This is a genomic window from Stenotrophomonas sp. TWI602 (genome assembly GCF_039674045.1).
Classification (GTDB): Bacteria; Pseudomonadota; Gammaproteobacteria; order Xanthomonadales; family Xanthomonadaceae; genus Stenotrophomonas.
This window is the reverse complement of record NZ_JBDJMT010000014.1, coordinates 36,634-60,922: the sequence shown is the minus strand read 5'-3', so window position 1 is coordinate 60,922 and position 24,289 is coordinate 36,634. Positions and strand designations below refer to the sequence as shown.

The following is a 24,289-nucleotide window of genomic DNA, read 5'->3' as shown; positions in this document are numbered from 1 at the left end:
GGAAAGCAAAACGGGCGGTTAGCTCAGCGGTAGAGCACTACCTTGACATGGTAGGGGTCACAGGTTCGAACCCTGTACCGCCCACCACTTCAGTCCCGGAGACTGTCGTGGCACAACAGAAAAGCCAGCCCTCGGGTTGGCTTTTTTGCTATGTGCGTTTCCTGACAACGGCCTGCATGGCGCACTGATACCCCGCACTGCGCCCGCCGTCGACACTCAGGGTTTCCTGGGTGCTGCACATGCGGCGAGTGCTACACAGCGGCGGCATGGCTGCACACGCGTCGCTTCCCATTTTCGGCAAGGCGTGTGTCGTCGCTTTGCTGGCAGGCATCTGCACGATCGTCTTCTCGACCCGGCTGCTGCCGCTGGGGTGGGGCGTTGCCGCAGCAGCTGCCGGCAGCCTGCTCTGGGTCCTGCCCTGCCGCCTCCGCCTCCTCGGCGCTGCCTTGTTCGGTCTCGGTTGGGCCGCCGTGCACGGTCACGCCGGGCTGGCGCAGCAGCTGCCCCCCGGTGGCCCGCCGGTGGACCATGTGCTGCAGGGGCGCGTGATCAGCCTGCCTCAGCAGGGTCCCGGCGGTACCCGTTTCCGCTACCGGGTGGACGACGGCCCGACGATGCCAACCGGACTGCGCGGCCGTGACCTGGCGCTGGGCTGGCATGACGCATTCCGTGGCCCAGCCGATGAGCGCCGGCGCACGCTCCAGGCCGGCGAACGCTGGTCGCTCACGGTCCGGGTCCGGCCGCCACGCGGGCGGGTGAACCCCGGCGGGTTTGACGCCGAAGGCTATGCGTTGCGGCAACGGGTGGCTGGCAGCGGGTACGTGCGCGAGCCTGCCCAGGCGCACCCGCTGGGTGAGCCGACCGGACTGCCTGCGTGGCGAGAGCAGATGGCTGACGCGATCGCCACGGCAGTCGAGGGCGATGGTCGTCGCTTCGTCCAGGCGCTGGCACTGGGCGATACCCGCGGCCTGAGCCAAGCCGATTGGGATGACCTGCGTGCGCTGGGGGTGACCCACCTGGTGGCGATCTCCGGCTTCCATGTCGGCGTGGTGGCCGGCGTCGCCGCGCTTTTGGCGGGCGGGCTCTGGCGGTGCCTGCCGATGCTCGGCCTGTACGTACCGCGTCCGATGGGGGCCGCGGCGGCGGCCGTCGCAGGCGCGGCGCTGTATGCCGCAGCCGCCGGTTTCGCGCTGCCGACGGTGCGGACCGTGCTGATGATCGCGGTGGTGGCCACTGCGCGCTGCAGCCGGCGGCGGGCAACCGTGGCGCAGTCGCTCTCCCTGGCGGCGCTGGCGATGCTGCTGTTCGACCCGCTCGCCGTCCTTGCGCCCGGTTTCTGGCTGAGCTTTGCCGGCGTGCTGTGGCTGATCTGGTGCCTGCCCGGGCGCGAGGAGGGCGGGTTGCGGGGGGTCCTGAGTGCGCAGGGTGTGGCAACCGTGGCGCTGCTGCCGTTGACCGTGGCGTTGTTCGGGCAGGCCTCGCGGGCGGGACCGCTGGTGAACCTGGTGGCGATTCCCTGGTGGACGATGGTGGTGGTGCCGCTGGCGCTGCTCGGCACCGCCCTGGAAGCGCTGATCGACGGGGCGGGGCGCTGGCCGTGGCAGCTGGCGGCGTGGTGCTTCGAGGCCAGCTGGTGGCTGTTCGGGTATGCCGCACGCAGCGAGCTGTCGCTGTGGTGGCTGCCGCAGTCCAACCGCTGGGCGCTGGTCTCGGCCGTGTTCGGCGTGTTCTGGCTGCTGCTGCCGCGTGGCAGTGGTGGCCGGGTCCCCGCACTGCTGCTGTGCCTGCCGCTGTTGTGGCCGGCGCGGCACTTGCCGGCTGAGGGCGAGGTGGAACTGCTGGTGATGGACGTGGGGCAGGGCCTGGCGGTGGCAGTACGCACGCGTCGGCACACGCTGCTGTACGACACCGGGCCGGGGGCCGAGGAGGGATTCGATGCCGGCGAGCGGATCGTCGTGCCCACCCTGCGTGCGCTGGGGCAGGGTCGGCTGGACCGGATCATGATCAGCCACGACCATCGCGACCACACCGGTGGCCTGCGCGGGGTGCGTCGCAGCTTTCCCGGCGCGATGCTGCAGGCGCCGCCCGGCGTCCTGCGTGGCCGCGCATCGACCTGCCATGCCGGGCAATCCTGGCAGTGGGACGGCGTGACGTTCCGGGTGCTGCATCCGCCGCGCGACGAACCGCAGTCGACCAACGACAGCAGCTGCGTGCTGCGGCTGGAAACCAACCAGGGGGCCATCCTGCTGGCCGGGGACATCGAGAAGCGCAGCGAGGCCCTGCTGCTCCGGCACGCAGGCGCGCTGCTGGCGGCCCAGGCGGTCGTGGTGCCGCACCATGGCAGTGCCAGTTCGTCCACGCCGGCCTGGGTGGCGGCCGTCGCGCCGCGGCTGGCGATCGTCTCGACCGGTCACCGCAACCGGTTTGGGCATCCGCGTGCCGAGGTGGTGGAGCGCTGGCAGGCGGTGGGCGCCGAAGTGCTCAACACGTCCGAGAGCGGCGCGGTTCGCATCTGGCTCGGGCGTGGAGGCCTGCAGGTGCGTGAACAACGGGTTTTCGAGCGGCGTTGGTGGGATGCCGCGGAGCGGAGCCGGCCGGCTGCTATCCTATCGGCGATCAAACAGGCGGCCGCTGGGCCGGAGGATTGAAACGTGTGGGAACTGGTCAAGGCCGGTGGCTGGCCGATGCTGCCGCTGCTGCTGTTGGGCGTACTGGCTTTGGCAATCGTCCTGGAGCGTTTCTGGACCCTGCGGCGCAATGAAGTCCTGCCCCCCGGGCTGGGCCAGGAAGTGCGCAACTGGGCCGCACGCGGCAAGCTCGACCCGAGCCACATCCAGTCGCTGCGCGGCAACTCGCCGCTGGGCGCGCTGCTGGCGACCGCGCTGGAAGCGCGCAACCGCCCGCGCGACCAGATCCGCGAGCGCATCGAAGATGCCGGCCGGCATCTGGTTCACCGCATGGAGCGGTTCCTGAACGCACTGGGCACGATCGCCTCGGCGGGCCCGCTGCTGGGCCTGCTCGGCACGGTGGTCGGCATGATCCAGATGTTCATGGGCATTCTCGACCACGGCGTGGGCGATGTGAACCAGCTGGCCGGCGGTATCGGCAAGGCGCTGGTCTGCACCGCCACCGGCATGATCGTGGCGATCCCTGCGCTGATGTTCCATCGCTATTTCAAGGGCCGCATCGCCGGTTACGTGATCGAGATGGAGCAGGAGGCGTCGGCGCTGCTGGATGCACTCGACGGTCGCCCGGGCGTGATGAACAACGCGCCGCGTGCCGCCGCTGGTTCGGCCGGCGCCGCACCGGTCACGGTCAAGGGCTGACGGATGCGCATCCGCAATGACCGGATCCAGGACGAGCCGCAGATCGATCTGGTTCCCCTGATCGATGTGATCCTCGTTCTGATCATCTTCTTCGTGGTCACCACCACCTTCGACGCGCGTTCGACCCTGCAGCTGCAGTTGCCGACCGCCAGCCAGCAGGACACCACCGAGCCGCCGCGCTCGCTGAGCGTGCTGGTCAATGCCGAAGGGCGCTACTTCATCAACGACCAGGAAGTGCTGCGCACCGACGTCGAGTCGGTCAAGCAGACCATTGCCGCCGTCGCCGGCAGCGATCGGGAACAGACCGTGCTGTTGCGCGCCGACGCGCGCACCCCTTACCAGGCTGTCGTCACGGCCCAGGATGCTCTGGGCCAGCTGGGCTTCCGCCGCATCGCCATCGCTACCGCGCCGGAGGTGCGTCCATGAGCAAGAAACACTCCCCCGTCTGGCCGATCTACAAGCGCCTGCTCGGGTATACCGGTGCCTATTGGGTGTTCATGGTCGCCGCCGTGGTCGCGATGGTGGTCGAGGCCCTGGCCGGCTACAGCTTCACCAAGCTCATGGAGCCGCTGGTCAACCGGGGCTTCGTCAACCCGGAGCCGCGGATGGCGGTGATCCTGCCGTTGACCATCCTCGGGTTGTTCATGATGCGCAGCCTGGCCACCCTGGTCAGCGATTACGCGCTGGCCCGCACCGGGCGCAGCGTGGTGCGCGACCTGCGTGAGCAGGTGCTGGAAAAGTACCTGCATCTGCCGTCCTCGCATTTCGATGCCGAGGCCACGCCGGTGATGGTCAGCCGCCTGAACTTCGATACCGAGCAGGTCACCCAGGCCAGCGCCGATGCGCTCAAGACCCTGGTGGCCGATACGCTCACCATCATCGCCATGCTGGTGGTGATGCTGCAGATGAGCGTCAAGGTCACGATGGCGATGCTGGTGGTGGTGCCGCTGATCGGCGTGATCGTCTCGATCGTGGGCAAGCGCTACCGCCGGATCAGCCGTGGCATCCAGGACGGCATGGGCGGCATGGCGCAGACCGCCGAACAGTCCCTGGCCGCGCAGCAGGAAGTGAAGGTGCATGGCACCCAGGCGCACGAGATTTCGCGCTATTCCAGGCTTGCCAACCGCATGCTCGGCCTGAACATGAAGGTCGAAACCACGCGCGCGCTGGCCTCCAGCACGGTGCAGTTCCTCGCGGCCCTGGCGCTGGCGGTGATCGTATGGGTGTCCACCCGCGAGGCGCTGGCCGGCAAGCTCAACGCAGGCCAGTTCATGGGCCTGATGACCTCGATGATGGCGATCATTCCGTCACTGCGTCGCCTGACCAGTGTGCAGACCTCGATCTCGCGCGGTGTGGCCGCGGCCGAGCGCCTGTTCGGGATTCTCGATATGCCGGTCGAGCGCGACGAAGGGATCCAGCGGATCGGCCGCGCACGGGGCGAGCTTGCGTTCGAGCACGTGATGCTGCGTTATCGCGAAGACACCGGCATCGCGCTGGACGACATCAGTTTCGTGGCCAAGCCGGGCACGGTGACGGCGATTGTCGGCCGCTCCGGTAGCGGCAAAACCAGCCTGATCCGCCTGGTGCCGCGCTTCTACGAACCCAGCGGCGGCCGCATCACGCTGGATGGGGTGGCGCTGGACGATTACCCGCTGGCTGACCTGCGTCGCCAGGTGGCCATGGTCGGGCAGAAGGTCATGCTGTTCGATGACACCGTGGGCGCCAACATCGCCTACGGCATGGATGCGACCGAAGAGCAGATCCGCGCCGCGGCCGAAGCGGCCAATGCGTGGGAGTTCATCGCGCGCATGCCGCAGCAACTGCAGACGCCGGTCGGCGAGAACGGTGCGCTGCTCTCCGGCGGCCAGCGTCAGCGTCTGGCGATCGCCCGCGCGATCCTGCGCGATGCGCCGATCCTGATCCTGGATGAAGCGACCGCCGCGCTCGACAACGAGTCCGAGCGCCTGGTGCAGGATGCGTTGCAGCGCCTGATGCCCGAGCGCACTACGCTGGTGATCGCGCACCGTCTGTCCACCATCGAACATGCCGATCAGGTGCTGGTGATGGACCATGGCCGCATCGTCGAGCGCGGCACGCACAACGAACTGCTGGCGCTGGGTGGCCTGTACGAGCACCTGCACAAGATGCAGTTCCGCGAAAGGCAGCCTTGATGGCAGGCAAGGGCACCCACACGCCGCCGTACTGGTACGACGGCAGCGCGATTCCGTTCCTGGCCCGCCTGGCGTCACCGCTGTACGGCGCGGCGATCGCGCTGCGCCGGATGGCGTATCGCCGTCGCTGGCTGAAACGGCATTCACTGCCGGTGCCGGTGGTGGTGGTCGGCAACGTCACCGCCGGTGGCACCGGCAAGACCCCGCTGACGATCGCCCTGGTCAACCGTCTGCGCGACGCCGGCTGGAAGCCGGGGGTCGCCAGCCGTGGCTATGGGCGCGAGGATGCAGGCACCCCGCGCTGGGTCCTGGCCAGCACCGATACCGCCGTCGGCGGCGACGAGCCGGTGCTGATCGCCTGGAAAACCGGCGTGCCGGTGCGGGTGGATGCGGACCGTGTCGCGGCCGGCAAGGCGCTGGTCGAGGCGGGCTGCGACATCATCGTCTGCGACGACGGCCTGCAGCACTACCGGCTGGCGCGCGACATCGAAATTGAAGTCGTCGACGCCCAGCGTCGTTACGGCAACGGCCGGCTGATTCCCGCCGGGCCGCTGCGCGAGCCAGCCAGCCGTGCGCGCGACTGCGATTTCCGCGTGGTCAACATGGGCCAGGCCAGCGATGGCACCGAAGCGCAGACCGCCTGCGGCTTCGGCGAATGGCCGATGCAGCTGCGCATCGACAGCGCACAGCCGCTGCAGGGCGGCCGCGCGCGGCGCCTCTCGCATTTCCAGGGCCAGCGCGTCCATGCGGTGGCCGGTATCGCCAATCCGCAGCGCTTCTTCGACATGCTGCGCGCGCATCGCATCGGCGTGGTGCCGCATGCCTTCGCTGATCACCATGCCTACCAGCCAGCGGATCTGCGCTTCGGCAGCGAACTGCCGGTGCTGATGACCGAGAAGGACGCGGTCAAGTGCAAGGCGTTCGCGACCGAATGGCACTTCGCCGTGCCGCTGTCGGCCGAGTTGCCGGCGGCGTTCTGGATCAGCCTGCTGGACCGCGTCGAGAAACTCGGCAAGCGTTGACGGGCCCGGTGCCGGTTGCGGCACACTGCGTCCCTGACTGCATTCCTTTCGTACAGGTCATCCCCCATGAGCGCTTCCGCCGAGTTCGTCGTTGCCATTCCCGCCCGTTATGCCGCTTCGCGGCTGCCAGGCAAGCCGCTGCGCCTGCTCGGCGGCGAGCCGCTGGTGCTGCGCGTGGCGCAACGCGCGCTGCTCGCCGGCGCGCGCGAGGTATGGGTCGCCACCGACGATCAGCGCATCGCCGATGCCCTGCAGGGCATGGCCGAGGTACGTGTGGCGATGACCTCCACCGGGCACGCCTCCGGCACCGATCGGCTGGCCGAGTGCGCGGCGCAGGCGGGCTGGTCCGATGACACCCTGGTGGTGAACCTGCAGGGCGACGAGCCCTTCGCCCCGGCAGAAGGCATCCGCGCGGTGGCCGAAGCCCTGGTCTACAGCGGTGCGGAGATGTCCACGCTGGCCACGCCGGTGGAAGACGCGGACACCCTGTTCGACCCGAACGTGGTCAAGGTCGTGCGCAAGCAGAACCTGGACGCGCTGTACTTCAGCCGCGCGCCCATTCCGTGGCACCGCGATGCCTTCGCCCGCTCGCGCGACACGCTCGCCGGCGCGCACTGGCTGCGCCATATCGGCATCTACGGCTACCGCGCCGGTTTCCTGCGCCAGTTCGCCGCGTTGCCGGCTGGCACGCTGGAACAGCTGGAGTCGCTGGAGCAGTTGCGCGTGCTGGAAGCGGGGCACCGCATCAGCGTGGCGCTGACCCCGGCCGAGTTCCCGCCCGGCATTGATACCCCGGACGATCTGGCGCGCGCCGAAGCCTGGTGGGCGGCACACCCGTGACCGTGGCACGACGGTTGCATGACGCGTAGTCCGGCATAATCGGGGCATGAACGTCCAGCCCGTCCAGGATCTGCCCGAGTTCGCCACCTGGCTCAACGCCAAACCGACCACCTTGGCCGAGCTGCAGGGGCGGCCGGTCGTGCTGGCCTTCGTCAATGCCGCCTCGGTGTGGTGCGCGCAGCGGCTGGCCGAGCTGGCCCAGTGGCAATCACGCAACCCGGGCAAGCTTCAGCTGCTGGTGCTGCAGGTGCCACGTTTTGACGGCGAGCGCGATCCCGATCAGTCCCTCAAGCTGCTGCGCCGCCAGGGGCTGAACGCGCCGGCCCTGCTGGATGCGGACTGGGATGGCTGGCGCCGCTTCGGCGTGACCGCATGGCCGACCCTGGTCCTGCTCGATGCCCAAGGGCGCGAGCGCGAGCGACTGGTCGGTCTCGGCGGGGAACTGGAACGCTCGCTCACTGCGCTGTGCGAAGGCAGCTCGCGGCCGTCCGATGAGGATCTGCACGGCGCCCGTGAACTCAGTCCCGAGCCGCGCCTCCCGCTGCGCTTCCCGACCGGGTTGGCGGTGACCACCGAGCGCCTGTACATCGCCGACACCGGCCATCACCGCGTGCTGGAATGCAGCCATGGTGGCCGCGTGCTGCGCCAGTTCGGCATGGGCACCGCCGATTTCATGGATGGCGACCAGGCCCAGGCGGCCTTCCACCATCCGCAGGGCCTCGCGCTGGAGCGCGAATGGCTGTACGTGGCCGACACCGGCAACCATGCCCTGCGCCGCATCCATCTGCTTTCCGGCCAGGTCGACACGCTGTGCGGCACCGGCCGCCCCGGCGAACCGATCGAAGGGCCGGTGGCCGATCCGCGCTACACCGCGCTCAACCATCCGCAGGGACTGGCCGTCGCCGACAACCAGATCCACATTGCGATGGCCGGCGACAACCGTATCTGGAGCTATCACCTTGGCCAGCGCAGCCTGCACTGGCGCGCCGGCAGTGGGGCGATCGACGAGCGCGACGGCAGTGGCCACATGGCCGCGTTCGCGCAGCCGTGCTCGGTCGCGGCGGTCCAGCAGGTGCTGTACGTCTGCGATGCGCTGGGCTCCTCTATCCGCGCCATGCAGTTGCGTGGGGATCTGGTGCAGACGCTGGTCGGGCAGGGGCTGTGGACCTTCGGCGAACAGGACGGCCCGCGCACCTCGGCACTGCTGCAGTACCCGCAGGCGATCGCGCTCAGTCCGGATGCGCCGCTGCTGTGGATCGCCGATGCCGGCAACGGCCGCCTGCGCACGCTGCGCCTGGGCGGTGGTGAGCTGAGTACGCTGGAGTTGCCGCGCCGCCTGCATGGCCCGGCTGGCCTGGCGCTCGGCGGTGGCGCGGTCTGGATTGCCGAGACCGATGCCCATGCCGTGCTGCGATTCGACCCCGTCAGTGGTGTCCTGAGCGACGTGCCGATCAACGAATGACTGTTTCTTCCGCCCCCGCCTTCGATGGCAAGGCATTTGCGGCCCACCTGAGCACCGCCCCCGGCGTGTACCGCATGTACGCCGCCGATGACACGCTGCTGTACGTCGGCAAGGCGCGTGCGCTGCGCAACCGCGTGGGCAGCTATTTCAACGGCACGCCCAAGACCACGCGGATCATGTCGATGCTGTCGCAGGTCGCGCGCATGGACGTGACCGTGACCCGCTCGGAGGCCGAGGCGCTGCTGCTGGAAAACCAGCTGATCAAGTCGCTCTCGCCGCGCTACAACGTCTCCCTGCGCGACGACAAGACCTATCCGCACGTGCTGCTGACCCGTGAGCAATGGCCGCGCATCGCGCTGCACCGTGGCCCGCGGGCGGTACCCGGGCGCTACTTCGGTCCGTACCCGGGCGTCACTGCCGTGCGCGAAACGCTCAACCTGATGCACAAGCTGTTCAAGCTGCGCAGCTGCGAAGACAGCGTGTTCCGCAACCGCTCGCGGCCCTGCCTGCAGTACCAGATCGGCCGCTGCAGCGCGCCGTGCGTGGAGCTGGTGGCGCCGGACGATTACGCCGAGTCGGTACGCCGCGCCTCGATGTTCCTGGAAGGCAAGAGCGATCAGCTGGCGCGCGAGCTCGGCACCCAGATGCAGACCGCCAGCGAAGCACTGGAGTTCGAGCAGGCCGCGCGCCTGCGCGATCTGATCGCCTCGCTGCGCAGCATGCAGACCCGCCAGTACGTGGACGGCCGCGCGGCGGATCTGGACGTGCTCGCCTGTGCCACCCAGGGCGCCAGTGCCTGCGTGCTGCTGCTGGCCTTCCGCGATGGCCGCAACATGGGCACGCGCCCATTCTTCCCGCGCACCAATGGCGAAGAGAGTGCCGATGAAGTGCTGGGCGCGTTCGTGTCCCAGTATTACGCCGAGCACGCGCCGCCGCGCGAGATCCTGCTCGATCGCGAGATTCCCGATGCCAGCCTGATCGAATCGGCGTTGAGTGCCTCCGCCGAGCACAAGGTGCAGCTGCGCTGGAACGTGCGCGGTGAGCGCGCCGGCTATGTGGAACTGGCCGCGCGCAACGCGCAGATCACCCTGGTGACCGAACTGGGCAGCCGCACCGCGCAGCACGCGCGCAGCGAAGACCTGCGGCAGATGCTCGGTCTGACCGAACAGGTCAAGCGCGTGGAGTGTTTCGATATCAGTCACACCATGGGCGAAGCCACCGTGGCCTCGTGCGTGGTGTTCGATGCGGCGGGCCCGGTCCGCAGCCAGTACCGCCGTTTCAACATCAGCGGCATCGAGCCCGGCGATGACTACGCGGCCATGCGCCAGGCGATCGAGCGGCGCTTCCGCCGGGCGGTGGAGGAAGATGCGGTGCTGCCCGATCTGTTGCTGATCGATGGTGGCGCCGGCCAGTTGGCCCAGGCGCAGGCGGCGCTGGCCGATCTGGGCGTGGAAGGGGTGATGCTGGTCGGCGTGGCCAAGGGTGTGGAGCGCAGGGCAGGGCATGAAGCCCTGGTCATGCCGGATGGCCGCGAACTACGCCCGGGCGCGGCCTCACCGGCGCTGCAGTTCATCCAGCAGGTGCGTGACGAAGCCCACCGCTTCGCCATCACCGGCCACCGTGGGCGCCGCCAGAAGGCCCGGATGACCAGCAAACTCGAGGATATTCCTGGCATCGGCCCGCGCCGGCGCGCCAGCCTGCTCAAACATTTCGGCGGCCTGGTCGGCCTGAAAGCCGCCGGCGAAGCGGAAATCGCGAAAGTGGACGGCATCAATGACGCCCTCGCTGCGCGTATCTACGCTAACCTTCATGGACTGCCCACGCCCGACGCGGCGGGCGAGTAGAGAGACGCAATGAAGTTGACCCTCCCCACCTGGCTGACCCTGCTGCGGATCGTGATGATCCCCGTCCTGGTGCTGGTGTTCTATCTCCCCTACAAGTGGACCAATTTCGCCTCGGCGGCGATCTTCGGCCTGGCTGCGCTCACCGACTGGCTCGACGGCTGGATCGCCCGCCGCTACGACCTGCAGTCCGCGTTCGGCGCCTTCCTCGACCCGGTCGCGGACAAGCTGATGGTGGCCGTGGCGCTGTTCCTGATCGTGCAGGGCCATCCCACCGCGTGGATGGCGGTCTGGGCGGCCGTGATCGTCGGCCGTGAAATCGCCGTGTCGGCACTGCGCGAATGGATGGCGGAAATCGGCCAGCGGGCCAAAGTGCGTGTGGCGGTGATCGGCAAAGTGAAAACCACCGCGCAGATGGTCGCGCTGCTGTGCCTGCTGTACTCGGTCGCGCCGCACACCCCGATGCAGGACATCTGGATGGGCACCCAGGTCTTCCACATCGGCGATTGGACCCTGGCGATCGCCTCGATCCTGACACTGTGGTCGGGCCTGCAATACCTGCACGCCGCGTGGCCGAGCCTGCGCGAAGACGAGCGCCTTGCGCGTGAGAACGCCAAAGCAAAAAAGAATGCGTGAGGGCTGTTGACAGGGGTGCATTTGGCTGTAGAATTTCGCCTCCCAAGCGGGAATAGCTCAGTTGGTAGAGCGCAACCTTGCCAAGGTTGAGGTCGCGAGTTCGAGTCTCGTTTCCCGCTCCAGATAGCGCATTTCATCGGGATTCGTCCCAATGCGATGCAACGAAAAAAAGCGACCTTCCGGGTCGCTTTTTTCGTTTGTGCGTGTCGAGGGTCAGTGGTGCTTCCCGATCCGGACGTTGCACCAGGTGCGGATGTTTTCCCGATCAAACCCGGGGCAGCTGTTATTGATCGGCAGGTACAGGTACAGCGCCTGCTCCATATGCGCGAAGTGGTAGTAGTTGGTGCGGTCTTTGCCGTACAGCCAGTAGTTCGATGCGCCCTGGTTGATGACGTAGGGCTCGAACCAGAGGATCGAGGACTCGGCCGGGATCACGTTGCTTCTGTCGGTCAGCATCAGCCAGGCGTTGGAGAAGACGTGCGTCGTTGCACCCAGCAGGAGGGTGACGGCGGCGAGGCTGATCGCAGTGCCCCTGGCGAGGCGGGCGATACGGAGATGGCGTGGCATGGCCGAAGGGTTCCTGGGATCGAGGGGCTGCGCCAGCGCTGTGGAGGCGTCCGGGCAGATCGGAACAGCGCACTGACGTGGTGCGAAAAGGATGTTGACGACGTGAAGGAATTCCGACAGAATAGCGCTCCTTCGACGCAGGTCGAGGGGCCGACAGCCTCCAGCGCCTCAGGGTGCGGTGCCGTCGGGGCAAGCGAAAGTCTGCGGGAATAGCTCAGTTGGTAGAGCGCAACCTTGCCAAGGTTGAGGTCGCGAGTTCGAGTCTCGTTTCCCGCTCCAGATTTCGACAGGGCCCCCCTCGGGGCCTTGTTTTTCTCCGCGGTGGCACGCGGGCATCCGGGCCGGAAGCATCGGCCGGGATGTGAAAAAAAGTGTGAAAAAGCTGGTGTGTTTCGAGTGGTTTCGGTAACATATAGGCTTGATTTTGCGGGAATAGCTCAGTTGGTAGAGCGCAACCTTGCCAAGGTTGAGGTCGCGAGTTCGAGTCTCGTTTCCCGCTCCAAATCCTGACCAGGCCCCGTTCTCGGGGTCTTGTTTTATCGGGGCACGCAACACGCCTTCGATGATCGTAGGGTCACCGGCCTGGTGGCAGAGTGGTCATGCAGCGGACTGCAAATCCGCGTACGCCGGTTCAATTCCGACCCAGGCCTCCAAATAGAAAGTAGCCCAGAGCCCGCGAAAGCGGGCTTTGTGCGTTGTGGGCCTCCATTCAGTTTCGGAGGCCAGAGCCGACAGGGCCTACACAACGCGCTTCGTATGCTGCGGCCGTCCACTTTGGCAGCCTTATGCAGACACAAAAAGCACGCGTAGCGACGGGTATCGAAGGCCTCGACAGCATCCTCGGCGGGGGCTTCCCGCAGGGACGGCTGTACCTGCTGGAAGGACCCCCAGGCTCCGGCAAGACCACGCTGTCCCTGCAGTTTCTGCTGCATGGGCTGAGCAAGGGCGAGCGCTGCCTCTACATCACGCTCTCCGAGACAGCTGACGAGCTGCGAGAAGTTGCCAATGCGCACGGCTGGTCCCTGGATGGGCTGGAGTTGTTCGAGCTGGCCTCGGCCGAGGAAGCGCTGGGCGACGGACGGATGCAGTCGGTACTGCACTCCTGGGAAGTCGAGCTGGACGAAACGGTCAAGCTGATCCTCGGCGAGGTGGAGCGCATCAAGCCGCATCGGGTGGTGTTCGATTCGCTGTCCGAGCTGCGATTGCTGTCGCAGGATCCGCTGCGTTATCGCCGGCAGATTCTCTCGCTCAAGCAGTTCTTCGCGCCCAAGAGCGCGACCGTGGTGCTGGTCGATGACATGACGGCCTCCGGTGAGGAGCGCGATGGCCAGTTGCACAGTCTGTGTCATGGCGTGGTGTCGCTGGAACGGCTCACGCTGGATTTCGGCCCGGCGCGCCGCCGGATGCATGTCCAGAAACTGCGCGGAGTGAACTTCACCGCTGGCTACCATGACATGACCATCCGCGAAGGGGGCCTGGAGGTCTTCCCGCGGTTGATCGCCTCGGACCACCACGCCACGTTCAACGGCACGCCCATCAGCAGCGGGGTCGGCGAGATCGACAGTCTGCTCGGCGGCGGTCCGCTGCGGGGCACCAGCACGCTGTTGACCGGCCCGGCTGGCAGCGGCAAGACGAATGTGGCGCTGCAGTACGTCTGGGCGGCCTGCGAGCGCGGTGAACACTGCTGCATCTTCGAATTCGATGAGCGCATCGGCACCTTGCTCGCCCGCGCCGAGTCGCTGGATATCGATCTGAGCAAACACCTGGCGTCGGGCCTGCTGGAAATCCTCCAGGTCGATCCGGCCGAGATCTCACCGGGCGAGTTCGCCTGGAACATGCAGCGTGCGGTCGAGGAGCGCCACTGCCGCCTGCTGGTGATCGATAGCCTCAACGGCTACGTCACCGCGATGCCCCAGGAAAAGCAGTTGATGCTTCAGCTGCACGAGATGCTGTCCTACCTCAACCAGAAGGGCGTGGCGACCATCCTGATCAATCCGCAACACGGGTTGGTCGGCACCATGTCGACCGGCAACCTCAACGTTTCCTACATCGCCGATTCGGTCGTGTTGTTCCGGTTCTTCGAATCGCAGGGGCGCATCCGCAAGGCGATCTCGGTGATCAAGAATCGGGGCGGTGCGCACGAGAATACGATCCGCGAGCTGAAGATCGACGGCAAGGGGATTTCGCTGAGTGCCCCGCTCAACGAGTTCAAGGGCATTCTGACCGGCACGCCGGAATTCGTGGGCAATACGGCGCATCTGCTCGGCCACACCCGTGCAGAGTGACTCCGTTTCCGGTGTGGTGCATATCGTTGCGCCGTTCGGGCGCGATGCGCAGAGCATTGCCGGCGTACTCAATGCCGCCGGGCTGCGGACCGCGATCCAGGAGAGCCTGCCACGGCTGGCCGACGCGCTTGATGATGACGTTGGCGCGGTGGTCGTCACCGAAGAGGCGGTCGCCAAGGGCACCGCCGCGTTGCTGGAGCCCTTGGCCAGGCAACCGTCCTGGTCGGATATTCCCTTCATTCTGCTGCGTTCGCCGCGCTCGCAGAAGCGCCCCTTGGCCGATCCTGGCCTGCAGTTGTCGATCAACATCATCGAGCTGGACCGGCCGCTGGGCAGCAGCTCGCTGCTCAGCTCCGTGCGCAGTGCGCTGCGGGCGCGCGACAAGCAGTTCCTGGTCCGCGATCAGATGCGGGCGCTGGCCGATGGCCGTGCCGCACTGGAGCGCAGCGAAGCAGAGCTGCGCCTGGTGGCCGATGCGATGCCGGTGCTGATCGCCTTCATCGACCGCGACCTGTGTTACCGCTTCGCCAACAAGGCGTATGAGGCCTGGTTCGAGCGTCCGGTATCGGCCGTGATCGGCAAACGCGTGCCGGAGGTATTCGGGCAGGAGGTATGGAGCAGCCGCCGCCCGTTGATCGAACGTGCGCTGGCGGGCGAGCACATCGTGTTCGAGGCCAACTGGCCGTTCAGTGACGGCCGCCGGCGCGACAGTGAGATCCGTTATTCGCCGCGCTTCGATGCCGACGGCGCGCCGGACGGGTTCCACGTGTTCGTCACCGATATCACTGCCTCCAAGCTGGCCCTGGAAACGAGTCAGCAACATGCCTCGGACCTGGAGGCGATGGTGGCCGAGCGCACGGCGGAGCTGGAGCGGCAGATGGTCGCGCGCGAGGCCAGCGAAGCGGCCCTGCGCCAGTCGCAGAAGATGGATGCGATCGGGCAGTTGACCGGCGGCATCGCGCACGACTTCAACAACATGCTGACCGGCATCCTGTCCTCGCTGGACATCATGCGCATGCGCCTGGACATGGGGCGCATGGAAGGGATGGAGCGCTTCCTGGATGCGGCCACCGCCTCCAGCCAGCGCGCGGCGGCCTTGACCCAGCGTCTGCTGGCGTTTTCGCGACGTCAGTCGCTGGATTCGAAGTCCGTGGAACTCAATGCGCTGGTGGGCTCGGTCCAGCACCTGCTGCGCAGCACGCTGGGCGAGAAGATCCGCATCCAGATGGCGACCAGTGACGCGCCGCTGCGCGCCAACCTGGACAGCAACCAGTTCGAAAGCGCGCTGCTGAATCTGGCGATCAATGCACGTGACGCGATGCCTGAAGGGGGGGAGTTGATCCTGCGGACCTCGCACGTCTTTGCGGCCGAGGGCGAAGTGCCGACCATTCCGGCAGGCGAGTACGCCGTGGTATCGGTCTCCGATTCCGGCACCGGCATGCCACCGGAGGTGGTCGAGCGGATCTTCGAGCCGTTCTTCACCACCAAGCCGATCGGCAAGGGCACGGGCTTGGGCATGTCGATGATCTACGGCTTCATGCAGCAGTCCGGCGGCCACATCACGGTGGATTCCACGCCAGGGCAGGGCACCACGGTAGCGCTGTTCATGCCGGTGGTGCACGACGCCGCCGAGGACGACGGTGCACCGAGCGCACAGCCGGTGTCGCTCGGCGCCGGGCAGTCGATCCTGGTGGTGGAGGATGACGAGCAGGTGCGCATGCTGGTCACCGTGGTGCTGGAAGACCTCGGGTATACCGCCGAAGTCGTGGGTGATGCCGATGGCGCCATTCCGATCCTCGGCTCATCGAAGAAGATCGACCTGCTGATCACCGACGTCGGATTGCCCGGCCTCAACGGACGCCAGCTGGCCGAAATCGCGAGGCAATCGCGGCCGTCGTTGCCGGTGCTGTTCATGACCGGCTACGCAGAGAAAGCACAGGAACGCTCGGCATTCCTCGATAACGGCATGGCGATGATCGCCAAGCCGTTTCTGCTCGATGCGTTCAGTGAGGCGGTAAGAAGCTCGATGGCGGGACATCGGTAGTCCCGCGGCAGCCGGCGTGTGCCTGTCCGGCGAAAGCGTGCGCGACAAGGAGCATTCGTTTTGAAAGTGTTCTGAACGCTTCAGGCAACGGCTTTATTTAGATACCTGAAAGTGACAGCATAGTGCTTTGAAATCGTCGGAGTTTACCCATGCCCCTTTGCGCGATCGCGTATGTCAGCGACGTTGCAGGCCCGCTGTCTGCGGAGCATCTCGACGCCCTTGTCGAAGATGCCATCCGCTTCAACAGCCTGGCCGGGGTCACCGGTGTGCTTCTCTGCGACGGCAGTCGTTTCCTGCAGTACTTCGAAGGCCCGGATGATGGGGTGTCGGCAGTACACGAGCGGGTACTGCAGGCCCGCAGTCATCGGAACATTCGCAAACTCGGTCACGCCCGCGTGCCTGCGCGCTATTTTCCTTACTGGAGCATGCGCTGGCTGGGCGTGGAGCCGACCCTGGTCGAGATCTTGTCTGCCGGAGAATGGGAGGCGTTTGCCGATCGCGCCGCGGGCGGACCGCCGGCAGGCAGTGCCATGGAACGTCTGATGCAGTTCGTCGCGCCGCACCTGCCCGCGCGCGCGGGTATGCAGGAGAGCCGCTCGGCGGCCGAGTGAGGTGGCGCGCCCCTGTGCAGCTTCCCGGGGCGGGGCGGCCAGGCGCGGAGTATCCGAAGCGCTGCCCTGACATATTGCTGTCAATACCCGGCCTGCATGATGCAGGCACGGGTTCGGACGTTGTATGAACGGTTCATCAGGGGCGTGGCCTTTACCCTTCGGGTAATTGACTTAATGCGATGACCGTGCAAATTTTAGGTGAACCCGAAGTGAATCCGCCCCTGAGGGGGTTTTGTCGTCCCTGAAGCAAGCAAGTCCCACGGAGGTCGTATGGAATACGGCGAACATGACTTGGCTGATGGAGTGCGAACCGAGCTGGAAGCCAGCTACGTGAAACATGGCTGCGGCCCGGAATTCTGGTCCACCTACCAGCGCGTGCTCGAGCGTCTGGTCCCACCCGCGCAGGGCACCGCGCGAACCCGTGTCACCAATGAGCTGGCGTTGATCATTGAACAGTTGGGGATCGTGCGGCGCGCCCAGTTGGTGCCGCCGCGCAGCGCACGCCCGCGCGCGCGCTGAGACCGGGTCGGGGGACCGGGAACCGGTACGGGGGACAACCGCCAACGCGGCGCCGTTACAGGTGATGAAGACCGATGGCCAGCAGCGCCAGCAGCGTGCCGGCGGCGGCGAGCGTGCGCGGACGAATCCACCGGGTCGGGTGCTGCTGCATGGCCGATGGACGTGCATAGCGGATCAACCCGGTCGGGAACTGCCAGGCACGCATGCGTGCATCGCAGGCATCCTGGCAGTCGCCACAACTGATGCAATCAGCGTTCGGTCCGGCACGCACGTCCAGCGCCATCGGGCACACGTTGGCGCAGGCGCCGCAATCCAGACAATCGCCGAGGCGATCGGCGCTGAAGTGCGGCATCGGGCCAGCGATGTCTTCATGTGCGGCGCGGAAGGCATAGTCGCTGGCGCTGGTGGGATCAAGCAGCCCGCGTCCCCGCGCCTGGACACCGCCCAGCCCAGCCACGCGTGGGCCGCGCGGTTCGCCGCGGCGTGCGTGGTACTGCATGCGCGGCGTGTCGTTGTCGCAGAACATGCCGTGGATGCGCGCATACGGACACAGCTCGCGGCAGACATGTTCGCGCAGGAAGCCGGCATTGCCCCAGGTGGCTGCCGCATAGAAGACGATCCAGAACGTTTCCCAGCCACTCCAGACCGGTGGCCACGGCGTACCGACCAGACCGTGGATCGGGCTGAAAAAGCCCACGAAGGTGATGCCCGTCCACGCGGCCACCAGCAGCCACAGCAGATGCTTGACCGCACGCGCTGCGCCGGTGGCCGGCAGCCAGCGTGCGGTGCCTTGATCCATCCACCGGAACAACCGGCTCCACAAGGTCTGCGGACAGCCGTAGCCGCACCACACCCGGCCGGCCAGGTGAGTGAGCAGTACCAACGCGGTGGCCAGCACGGCGGCCAGGCCCAGCAGGATGCCGACGTCGTGCGGCCAGAGGGTCCAGCCGAACAGATCGAAGCGGCGCGCGGTGAGGTCGAACAACAGCGCCTGGCGACCCTCCCAGCGCAGCCACGGCAGGAGATAGAAGCCGGCCAGCAGGATGACCGAGAGCAGTGGCCGCCAGCGCAGCGGCGCGCGCCGGCCCGGGGCCGGGGACGGAGGCGAGGGATCGACCAGATGCAGGGTGAGGCGGTCTGTCATGGTCACCCCAGTGGCAGGTCGTCATCGTCGCTGGGCATCGGCCGCAGCAGGTACCAGGTGATCGCGCTGGCGGCGGCGGTGACCGCCCAGAACATGAAGAACCCCAGCGTGTAGCCCAGCTCGCGGCTGATCTCGTGCTGCGGGAAACTGATGTCGCGCAGGCGCAGCGGGTCCACAAAGGCGAAGAACACCACGCTGGCCAGGCCCGCCGCGACGAAGCTGGGCCACAGGATGGCGCCCCATTGCTGGATCAGCCGTCGGCGGCTGCCGTCGGGCGGGTCGTGCAGGTCGTTCATTGCGGCCACGGTCAGGAGGAGGGGGCAGGGCACGGCTATACTTCGCGCCGACCGGGGGCCGGGACCGCGAGTGCGCGCTTCCTGTCGAGCTCCCAGACTAGAAGGCTTCGCCGTCGGCTTCATTGATCCTGATCAAGGCAGCGGCAGCCCCTGCCGCCGATGCTGGGCGTTGCTGCCCGAGGGTGTTCATGTCCGATCCCACCGACAACGTGCTGCCTCTTCCGGCACTGGACCTGTGCAGCGAAGAGGACGTCACCCGCCTGGTGCACGATTTCTACGCGCGTGTCCGCGAGGAGCCGCGCCTGGGCCCGGTGTTCACGGCGCGGATCCACGACTGGGATGCGCATCTGGCGCAGCTGGTGGATTTCTGGTCGGCGATGCTGCGCGGCACGCGGCGCTTCAAAGGCGCGCCCATGCCCAAGCACATGGCCATGGATGAGCTGGATCGCGATCTGTTCGACCGCTGGCTGGCCCTGTTCCGGCAGACCACCGCCGAATGCGGCAATCCACCGATGCAGCGGCTGGCCGATGATGTCGCCGAGCGGATCGCCGATACCTTCTGGCGTCGCTTCCAGATGCTGCGCTGGCCGAGCCTGCCGATGGCGGGCCGCCCGGGCGTGAATTGATCTGACGCAATGCGTGCGCACCCGCGCACGCGCAAGCTGGCGGCATGGATACCTTCTCGCCTGCCGCCGCCGGGCTCGCCTGGCACTTCGATCCCGAGCTGCTGCGTCGCCACGACCGGCCGGGCCCGCGCTACACCTCCTATCCCACCGCCCCGCATTTCCATGACGGCTACGGTGAGCTGGCCCTGCGCGAGGCCATCGTGGACAGCAACCGCCGGGGCCGCGCGCTGTCGCTGTACGTGCATGTGCCGTACTGCAGCAGCCCGTGTTTCTACTGCGGCTGCAACCGGGTCATCACCCGCGATCACAGCAAAGGCATCAGCTACGTCGCCCGCGTGCTGAGCGAGGCGGACCTGATGGCGCCGCAGTTCGATCCGGCGCGCGAAGTGATCCAGCTGCACCTCGGCGGTGGCACGCCCAACTTCCTGGCGCCGGCACAGATGCGCGAGTTGATCGATGGTCTGCGCCAGCGCTTCAACTTCAGCACGGCGGCCGCGCGCGATTTCTCCATCGAGCTCGACCCGCGCTTCGTCACACGGGCCGATATCGCGGTGCTCGCCGAGCTGGGCTTCAACCGCGCCAGCCTCGGCGTGCAGGATTTCGATCCGGATGTACAGAAGGCCATCAACCGCGAGCAGGGCGTGGAGGACACACTGGATATCCTGCGTGCCTGCCGCGAGCATGGCTTGCGCTCGGTCAATGTCGATCTGATCTACGGCCTGCCGAAGCAGACACTCCCCGGTTTCGCGCAGACGCTGGAAACCGTGCTGCGCGAGCGACCGGATCGCCTGGCGGTGTATGGGTACGCGCACCTGCCGCACCTGTTCCGCGCGCAGCGCCAGATCGCCGATGCGGATCTGCCCAGCCCCGAGCAGAAGCTGGCCTTGCTGGGCTTGGCGGTGCAGCGCCTCTCAGACGCGGGCTATCAGTACATCGGCATGGATCATTTTGCGTTGCCGGAGGAAGACCTGTCACGGGCACAACGGGCGGGGCAACTGCACCGCAACTTCATGGGCTATACCACGCACGCCGACACCGATCTGGTGGGCCTGGGGGCCAGCGCGATCAGCCACATCGGCGAGACCTACAGCCAGAACCCGCGTGAACTGCCGGCCTGGGAAGCGGCGGTCGATGCAGGGCGGTTGCCGGTCTGGCGCGGCCTGACCCTGGACCAGGACGATGTGCTGCGCGCGGAAGTGATCGGCCAGTTGATGTGCCAGGGAGAAGTGGACGGGGCAGCCGTGGCGGCACGGCACGGCGTGGACTTCGAGACGTATTTCGCCGAGGGACTGCGCGCGCTGGCGGCACTGCAGGCAGACGGCCTGGCCGATTACGCGCAGGGCGTGGTGCGCGCGAGCGAGCGCGGGCGCCCACTGCTGCGGCTGCTGGCGATGTGCTTCGACCGCTATCTGACGCAGCCGGACCAGCCCGTGCGGTATTCCCGCGCGATCTGAGCGGGGCCGCTGTGACGCGTGCATTCCAAAACCGGGCGCGATCAGGCACCCTATGCGCGCCGTTGCCCGGGTGGCGAAATTGGTAGACGCATCGGACTTAAAATCCGCCGGGGGCAACCCCATGCCGGTTCGATTCCGGCCCCGGGCACCAACGGCCAGTTTCACGCGTTGCCCGCGCAACGCAAACTTTACGCAGCCGGCCGCGTGCCACCGTACGCTGCGCAGCAACCCACCTCGGACACGCCACATGGCAAACGCAGTTCGTGCAGGGAAAGCACTGGTGTGGGGCGTGGCGCTGCTGTTCGGCGGCGTGGCCCATGCGCAGGCCCAGACGCAGGTGCCGGCGCAGGCCGCAGGCGAGGTGATCGATCTCGCCCCGGTGGTGGTCTCGGGTGAGCAGCCCGGGCCAGGCATGTGGCAGGTCCGAAATGCCCAGGGACACACACTGTGGATTCTCGGGACGGTTTCGCCGCTGCCAGCCAAGCTGACGTGGCGTGCCGACGAGGTGCAGGCGGTGATCGCCAGCGCGCAGGAAGTGCTCGGCTCGCCGGGCTGGACACTGGATGCCGACGTGGGCTTTTTCCGCGGGCTGACCCTGGTGCCCTCGGCGATGAAGGCTGCCCGTGATCCCGGCGGACGCACCTTGCGCGAGGTGTTGCCGCCCGATCTCTACGCGCGCTGGGAAGTGCTCAAGCAACGCCACATCGGCCGCGACGGAGGCATCGAGAAAGACCGGCCCTTGGTGGCCGCGACCCAGCTGTATGCCGCCGCACTGAAGGATGTCGGCCTCGGCCGTTCCTCACCGGTGTCCAGGATCGTGCAGAAGGCCAGCAAGGCGCACGGTCTCACGCCGGTCCCGACCCAGGTCACGATCAAGATCGCCGACCCGCGGCAGGCGTTGAAGGAAGTGCGTGGCACCGCCTTGCAGGATGTCGAGTGCTTCCGCCGTACCCTGGATGTGGTCGAACACGGCCTGCCGCTGCTGGCCGAGCGCGCCAACGCCTGGTCGGTCGGTGATATCGAGGCGCTGGAGCGGCTGGCGGTGAAGGGGCAGTACCTGGCCTGCGTGGATGCCGTGGCCAACAGCGATTTCGGGCGGCGGCGTGGCTTGACCGATGTCGATGCGCAGGCGCAGCGCAAATGGATGACCCTGGCCGGCGAGGCGTTGGCGCGCAATGCGGTCACCTTTGCGACCGTCCCGGTCACCTCGCTGCTGGTGCCCGGTGGCTATGCCGATCAATTGCGTGCCCGGGGCTATGAGGTCCAGGCACCGGAATAAGGCGTGACTAACGGGCGATTCGTAACGAGACCGTGAGCACATTCGGTGTCTACCCAGTGCGAAAACTTCATGGCATAGTCAGCTTCAGTTCATTCCGGAAATCCTTCATGCCGCTGCATGCGGTCGCTTATGTCAGCGACGCTATCGATGGAATCGAAACGTCTGATATCGATCAGATCCTGCGAGCAGCAATGGGGTTTAACAAAGTGGCAGGCGTGACCGGCGTGCTGATGTTCGACGGCCGGTGTTTCCTGCAGTACTTCGAGGGACCGGAGGACGGTGTCGACTCGGTGTTCCAGCGCGTGTTCAACGCGCGCATCCATACGAATCTGCGCGAACTCGCGCGAGGGTTCGTGGAGAAACGCCATTTCCCCTGCTGGACGATGGCATCGGCAGCGGTCGAACCGGATGCGCTTGCGCGTATCGTCGAGGCGCCCTGGCAGGGGTTCCAACAGCGGTGTTCCGAGCCAGACGATATGCCCGCAGGTTTTGGTCGTCTGCTGGAGGCATGGACCGGTGTGTCCGGCGAGTTGGAACCGGCAGCAGTGACATTGGGGTCGTAACGCAAAACAACCTTGTCCGTAACACAATGATCACGGTTGCACGCCTATCCTCTTTCTACCAGCTGTGACCAGTCTTGCGGGGTTTGCCCTTGGAGGCTGTCTGAAAGGGTAGTAACCGCAGCTGGACCATTATTCCTTTGGCCGTCGTCCGTACTCTCCGCGGGCGGCGGCTTTGTTCTTTGTGGGGCAGGGTCGGGCGCGTTAGTCTTGCACCACCTGTCTCCCGGCTCCGTATCGCATGACGTATTCCCTGATGATGCCCCGCCTGATGGCTGGCCCGGTTCCGCGGTGCGGAGCCGCTCGATGACGCACGCCATTTCCGCCGCGGTGTCCGCGCGCATCGGGGTCATCGGGCTCGGCTACGTTGGGCTGCCGTTGACCGTGACCTTTGGCCGGCACCAGGCCACGGTGGGCTACGACATCGATCAGGCGCGGGTCGCCGAGCTGCAGCGTGGCATGGATCACACCCTGGAACTGGACGCGGATGAACTGGCTGCTGCGTTGCATGCCCGCTACACCGCCGATCCTTCAGAGCTGGCCGGGTGCAACGTCTACATCGTGACCGTGCCCACCCCGATCGATGCGCATGAGCAGCCCGATCTCGGGCCGCTGCGCAGTGCCAGCACCCTGATCGCCGGCCTGCTCACGCCGGGCGACATCGTGATCTACGAATCCACCGTCTACCCGGGCACGACAGAAGAAGTCTGCGTGCCGCTGCTGGAGGCCGGATCGGGGCTGCGCTTCAACGTCGATTTCTATTGCGGTTACAGCCCGGAGCGGATCAATCCGGGTGACCGCGAACGACGGTTGCCGGACATCCGCAAGATCACCTCCGGCTCGACGCCGGAAGTCGCCGCCGTGGTCGATGCCTTGTACAAGCGCATCATTACGGCCGGCACCTGGCCGGCGCCCTCGATCCGCGTGGCCGAAGCGGCCAAGGTGATCGAGAACATCCAGCGCGACGTCAACATTGCGTTGGTCAACGAGCTGGCGTTGATCTTCGATCGGCTCGGCATCGATACCCAGGACGTGCTGGATGCGGCCGGCAGCAAGTGGAACTTCCTCCCGTTCCGCCCCGGCCTGGTCGGCGGCCACTGCATCGGCGTGGACCCGTACTACCTGCTGCACAAGTCCGAGAGCGTGGGGTATCACCCGGACCTGATCCACACCGCGCGACAGGTCAACAACCGGGTCGGCGAGCATGTCGCACAACGCGTGCTGGCACTGCTGGCATCGCGCAGCATCGATGTCGCGCAGGCACGCGTGCTGGTACTGGGCGTGACCTTCAAGGAGAACTGCCCGGACCTGCGCAACAGCCGCGCGTTGGAACTGGCGCAGCGCCTGCAGGTCAGTGGCGCCCGGGTGGACGTGCAGGACCCGTGGGTGGGGCCGGCCGCACTGGCCGATGCGGGCGTGCGCTGGGTCGAGGCCCCGGATGCGGCCGGCTATGACGCCGTCGTACTGGCGGTGGCGCATGATCGTTTCCGTGCCTTCGATGCCGCGCAGGTGCGCGCGCTGCTCACGCCGGGCGGTGTGGTGTACGACGTCAAATCCGTGTGGCCCCGGGAAGTGGTGGACGACCGCCTGTAGACTCGGGGGCAGC

Annotated in this window: 21 protein-coding genes and 6 tRNA genes; 24 read left to right on the top strand and 3 right to left on the bottom strand. The window is 66.8% G+C overall.

Annotation, left to right across the window (positions count from 1 at the left end; genetic code table 11):
- Window positions 1–12: 12 nt before the first annotated feature.
- From ABE483_RS13625 to ABE483_RS13575, 11 genes are all read left to right on the top strand, one after another.
- Window positions 13–87 (top strand) — tRNA-Val (locus tag ABE483_RS13625).
- A gap of 179 nt (window positions 88–266) precedes the next feature.
- A complete protein-coding gene (locus tag ABE483_RS13620; protein ID WP_346481863.1) occupies window positions 267–2,648 on the top strand; it encodes a DNA internalization-related competence protein ComEC/Rec2 in 2,382 nt (793 codons plus the stop codon).
- A gap of 3 nt (window positions 2,649–2,651) precedes the next feature.
- On the top strand, window positions 2,652–3,326 hold the full coding sequence (locus ABE483_RS13615; protein ID WP_313211230.1) for a MotA/TolQ/ExbB proton channel family protein: 675 nt from the start codon (window positions 2,652–2,654) through the stop codon (window positions 3,324–3,326).
- A 3-nt stretch (window positions 3,327–3,329) separates the two neighbouring features.
- Window positions 3,330–3,752, top strand: coding sequence for a biopolymer transporter ExbD (locus ABE483_RS13610; protein WP_123728864.1), 423 nt, complete (start codon window positions 3,330–3,332; stop codon window positions 3,750–3,752).
- Window positions 3,749–5,497, top strand: a complete 1,749-nt coding sequence (gene msbA, locus ABE483_RS13605; RefSeq protein WP_313217824.1) for a lipid A export permease/ATP-binding protein MsbA — start codon at window positions 3,749–3,751, stop codon at window positions 5,495–5,497. Before ABE483_RS13610 ends, msbA begins: the two co-directional genes overlap by 4 nt.
- Window positions 5,497–6,519, top strand: coding sequence for a tetraacyldisaccharide 4'-kinase (gene lpxK, locus ABE483_RS13600; protein WP_313213046.1), 1,023 nt, complete (start codon window positions 5,497–5,499; stop codon window positions 6,517–6,519). The genes msbA and lpxK overlap by 1 nt, the downstream gene beginning before the upstream one ends.
- Before the next feature lie 66 nt (window positions 6,520–6,585).
- Window positions 6,586–7,359 carry a 3-deoxy-manno-octulosonate cytidylyltransferase gene (kdsB, locus tag ABE483_RS13595; RefSeq protein ID WP_313213044.1) on the top strand — a complete coding sequence of 258 codons (774 nt, stop codon included), beginning with the start codon at window positions 6,586–6,588 and terminating at the stop codon, window positions 7,357–7,359.
- A gap of 46 nt (window positions 7,360–7,405) precedes the next feature.
- Complete coding sequence (locus tag ABE483_RS13590; protein WP_346481862.1) at window positions 7,406–8,821, top strand: hypothetical protein; 1,416 nt, start codon at window positions 7,406–7,408, stop codon at window positions 8,819–8,821.
- Entirely contained in the window at window positions 8,818–10,665 is a 1,848-nt protein-coding gene (gene uvrC, locus ABE483_RS13585; protein WP_346481861.1) for an excinuclease ABC subunit UvrC, read from the top strand. The genes ABE483_RS13590 and uvrC overlap by 4 nt, the downstream gene beginning before the upstream one ends.
- Before the next feature lie 9 nt (window positions 10,666–10,674).
- Window positions 10,675–11,298, top strand: a complete 624-nt coding sequence (gene pgsA, locus ABE483_RS13580) for a CDP-diacylglycerol--glycerol-3-phosphate 3-phosphatidyltransferase (RefSeq protein ID WP_088433209.1) — start codon at window positions 10,675–10,677, stop codon at window positions 11,296–11,298.
- Between the two features lie 46 nt (window positions 11,299–11,344).
- Window positions 11,345–11,420, top strand: a tRNA-Gly gene (locus tag ABE483_RS13575).
- A gap of 91 nt (window positions 11,421–11,511) precedes the next feature.
- On the opposite strand, the gene ABE483_RS13570 is transcribed toward ABE483_RS13575, so the two are convergent.
- Window positions 11,512–11,865 carry a hypothetical protein gene (locus tag ABE483_RS13570; RefSeq protein ID WP_346481860.1) on the bottom strand — a complete coding sequence of 118 codons (354 nt, stop codon included), beginning with the start codon at window positions 11,863–11,865 and terminating at the stop codon, window positions 11,512–11,514.
- Window positions 11,866–12,068: 203 nt separating this feature from the next.
- Between ABE483_RS13570 and ABE483_RS13565 the strand changes: the two genes are divergently transcribed.
- From ABE483_RS13565 to ABE483_RS13535, 7 genes are all read left to right on the top strand, one after another.
- Window positions 12,069–12,144, top strand: a tRNA-Gly gene (locus ABE483_RS13565).
- 147 nt (window positions 12,145–12,291) lie between these two features.
- Window positions 12,292–12,367, top strand: a tRNA-Gly gene (locus ABE483_RS13560).
- 77 nt (window positions 12,368–12,444) lie between these two features.
- Window positions 12,445–12,518, top strand: a tRNA-Cys gene (locus tag ABE483_RS13555).
- 42 nt (window positions 12,519–12,560) lie between these two features.
- Window positions 12,561–14,150: an ATPase domain-containing protein gene (locus ABE483_RS13550; RefSeq protein ID WP_346481859.1), complete on the top strand. Its 1,590-nt coding sequence runs from the start codon at window positions 12,561–12,563 to the stop codon at window positions 14,148–14,150.
- Complete coding sequence (locus tag ABE483_RS13545) at window positions 14,140–16,194, top strand: ATP-binding protein (RefSeq protein ID WP_346481858.1); 2,055 nt, start codon at window positions 14,140–14,142, stop codon at window positions 16,192–16,194. The genes ABE483_RS13550 and ABE483_RS13545 overlap by 11 nt, the downstream gene beginning before the upstream one ends.
- A gap of 149 nt (window positions 16,195–16,343) precedes the next feature.
- Window positions 16,344–16,805, top strand: a complete 462-nt coding sequence (locus ABE483_RS13540) for a BLUF domain-containing protein (protein ID WP_313217838.1) — start codon at window positions 16,344–16,346, stop codon at window positions 16,803–16,805.
- A gap of 270 nt (window positions 16,806–17,075) precedes the next feature.
- On the top strand, window positions 17,076–17,324 hold the full coding sequence (locus ABE483_RS13535) for a hypothetical protein (protein ID WP_019183363.1): 249 nt from the start codon (window positions 17,076–17,078) through the stop codon (window positions 17,322–17,324).
- Between the two features lie 55 nt (window positions 17,325–17,379).
- On the opposite strand, the gene ABE483_RS13530 is transcribed toward ABE483_RS13535, so the two are convergent.
- Together ABE483_RS13530 and ABE483_RS13525 are read right to left on the bottom strand one after the other, a co-directional pair.
- A complete protein-coding gene (locus tag ABE483_RS13530; RefSeq protein ID WP_313217840.1) occupies window positions 17,380–18,468 on the bottom strand; it encodes a 4Fe-4S dicluster domain-containing protein in 1,089 nt (362 codons plus the stop codon).
- A 2-nt stretch (window positions 18,469–18,470) separates the two neighbouring features.
- Entirely contained in the window at window positions 18,471–18,764 is a 294-nt protein-coding gene (locus tag ABE483_RS13525) for a hypothetical protein (protein ID WP_121041710.1), read from the bottom strand.
- 188 nt (window positions 18,765–18,952) lie between these two features.
- Here ABE483_RS13525 and ABE483_RS13520 point away from each other — a divergent pair, with 188 nt between their 5' ends.
- The 6 genes from ABE483_RS13520 (at window position 18,953) to ABE483_RS13495 (ending at window position 24,276) form a co-directional block, all read left to right on the top strand.
- A complete protein-coding gene (locus ABE483_RS13520; protein ID WP_313212030.1) occupies window positions 18,953–19,390 on the top strand; it encodes a group III truncated hemoglobin in 438 nt (145 codons plus the stop codon).
- A 44-nt stretch (window positions 19,391–19,434) separates the two neighbouring features.
- Window positions 19,435–20,844 (top strand): oxygen-independent coproporphyrinogen III oxidase, encoded by a 1,410-nt coding sequence (hemN, locus tag ABE483_RS13515; protein ID WP_313217843.1) that lies wholly within the window; start codon window positions 19,435–19,437, stop codon window positions 20,842–20,844.
- Between the two features lie 64 nt (window positions 20,845–20,908).
- Window positions 20,909–20,995 (top strand) — tRNA-Leu (locus tag ABE483_RS13510).
- A gap of 96 nt (window positions 20,996–21,091) precedes the next feature.
- Window positions 21,092–22,123, top strand: a complete 1,032-nt coding sequence (locus ABE483_RS13505) for a TraB/GumN family protein (protein WP_346481857.1) — start codon at window positions 21,092–21,094, stop codon at window positions 22,121–22,123.
- A gap of 107 nt (window positions 22,124–22,230) precedes the next feature.
- Window positions 22,231–22,686, top strand: a complete 456-nt coding sequence (locus ABE483_RS13500) for a BLUF domain-containing protein (protein ID WP_313212027.1) — start codon at window positions 22,231–22,233, stop codon at window positions 22,684–22,686.
- A gap of 303 nt (window positions 22,687–22,989) precedes the next feature.
- Complete coding sequence (locus ABE483_RS13495; RefSeq protein ID WP_313212025.1) at window positions 22,990–24,276, top strand: nucleotide sugar dehydrogenase; 1,287 nt, start codon at window positions 22,990–22,992, stop codon at window positions 24,274–24,276.
- Window positions 24,277–24,289: the final 13 nt, after the last annotated feature.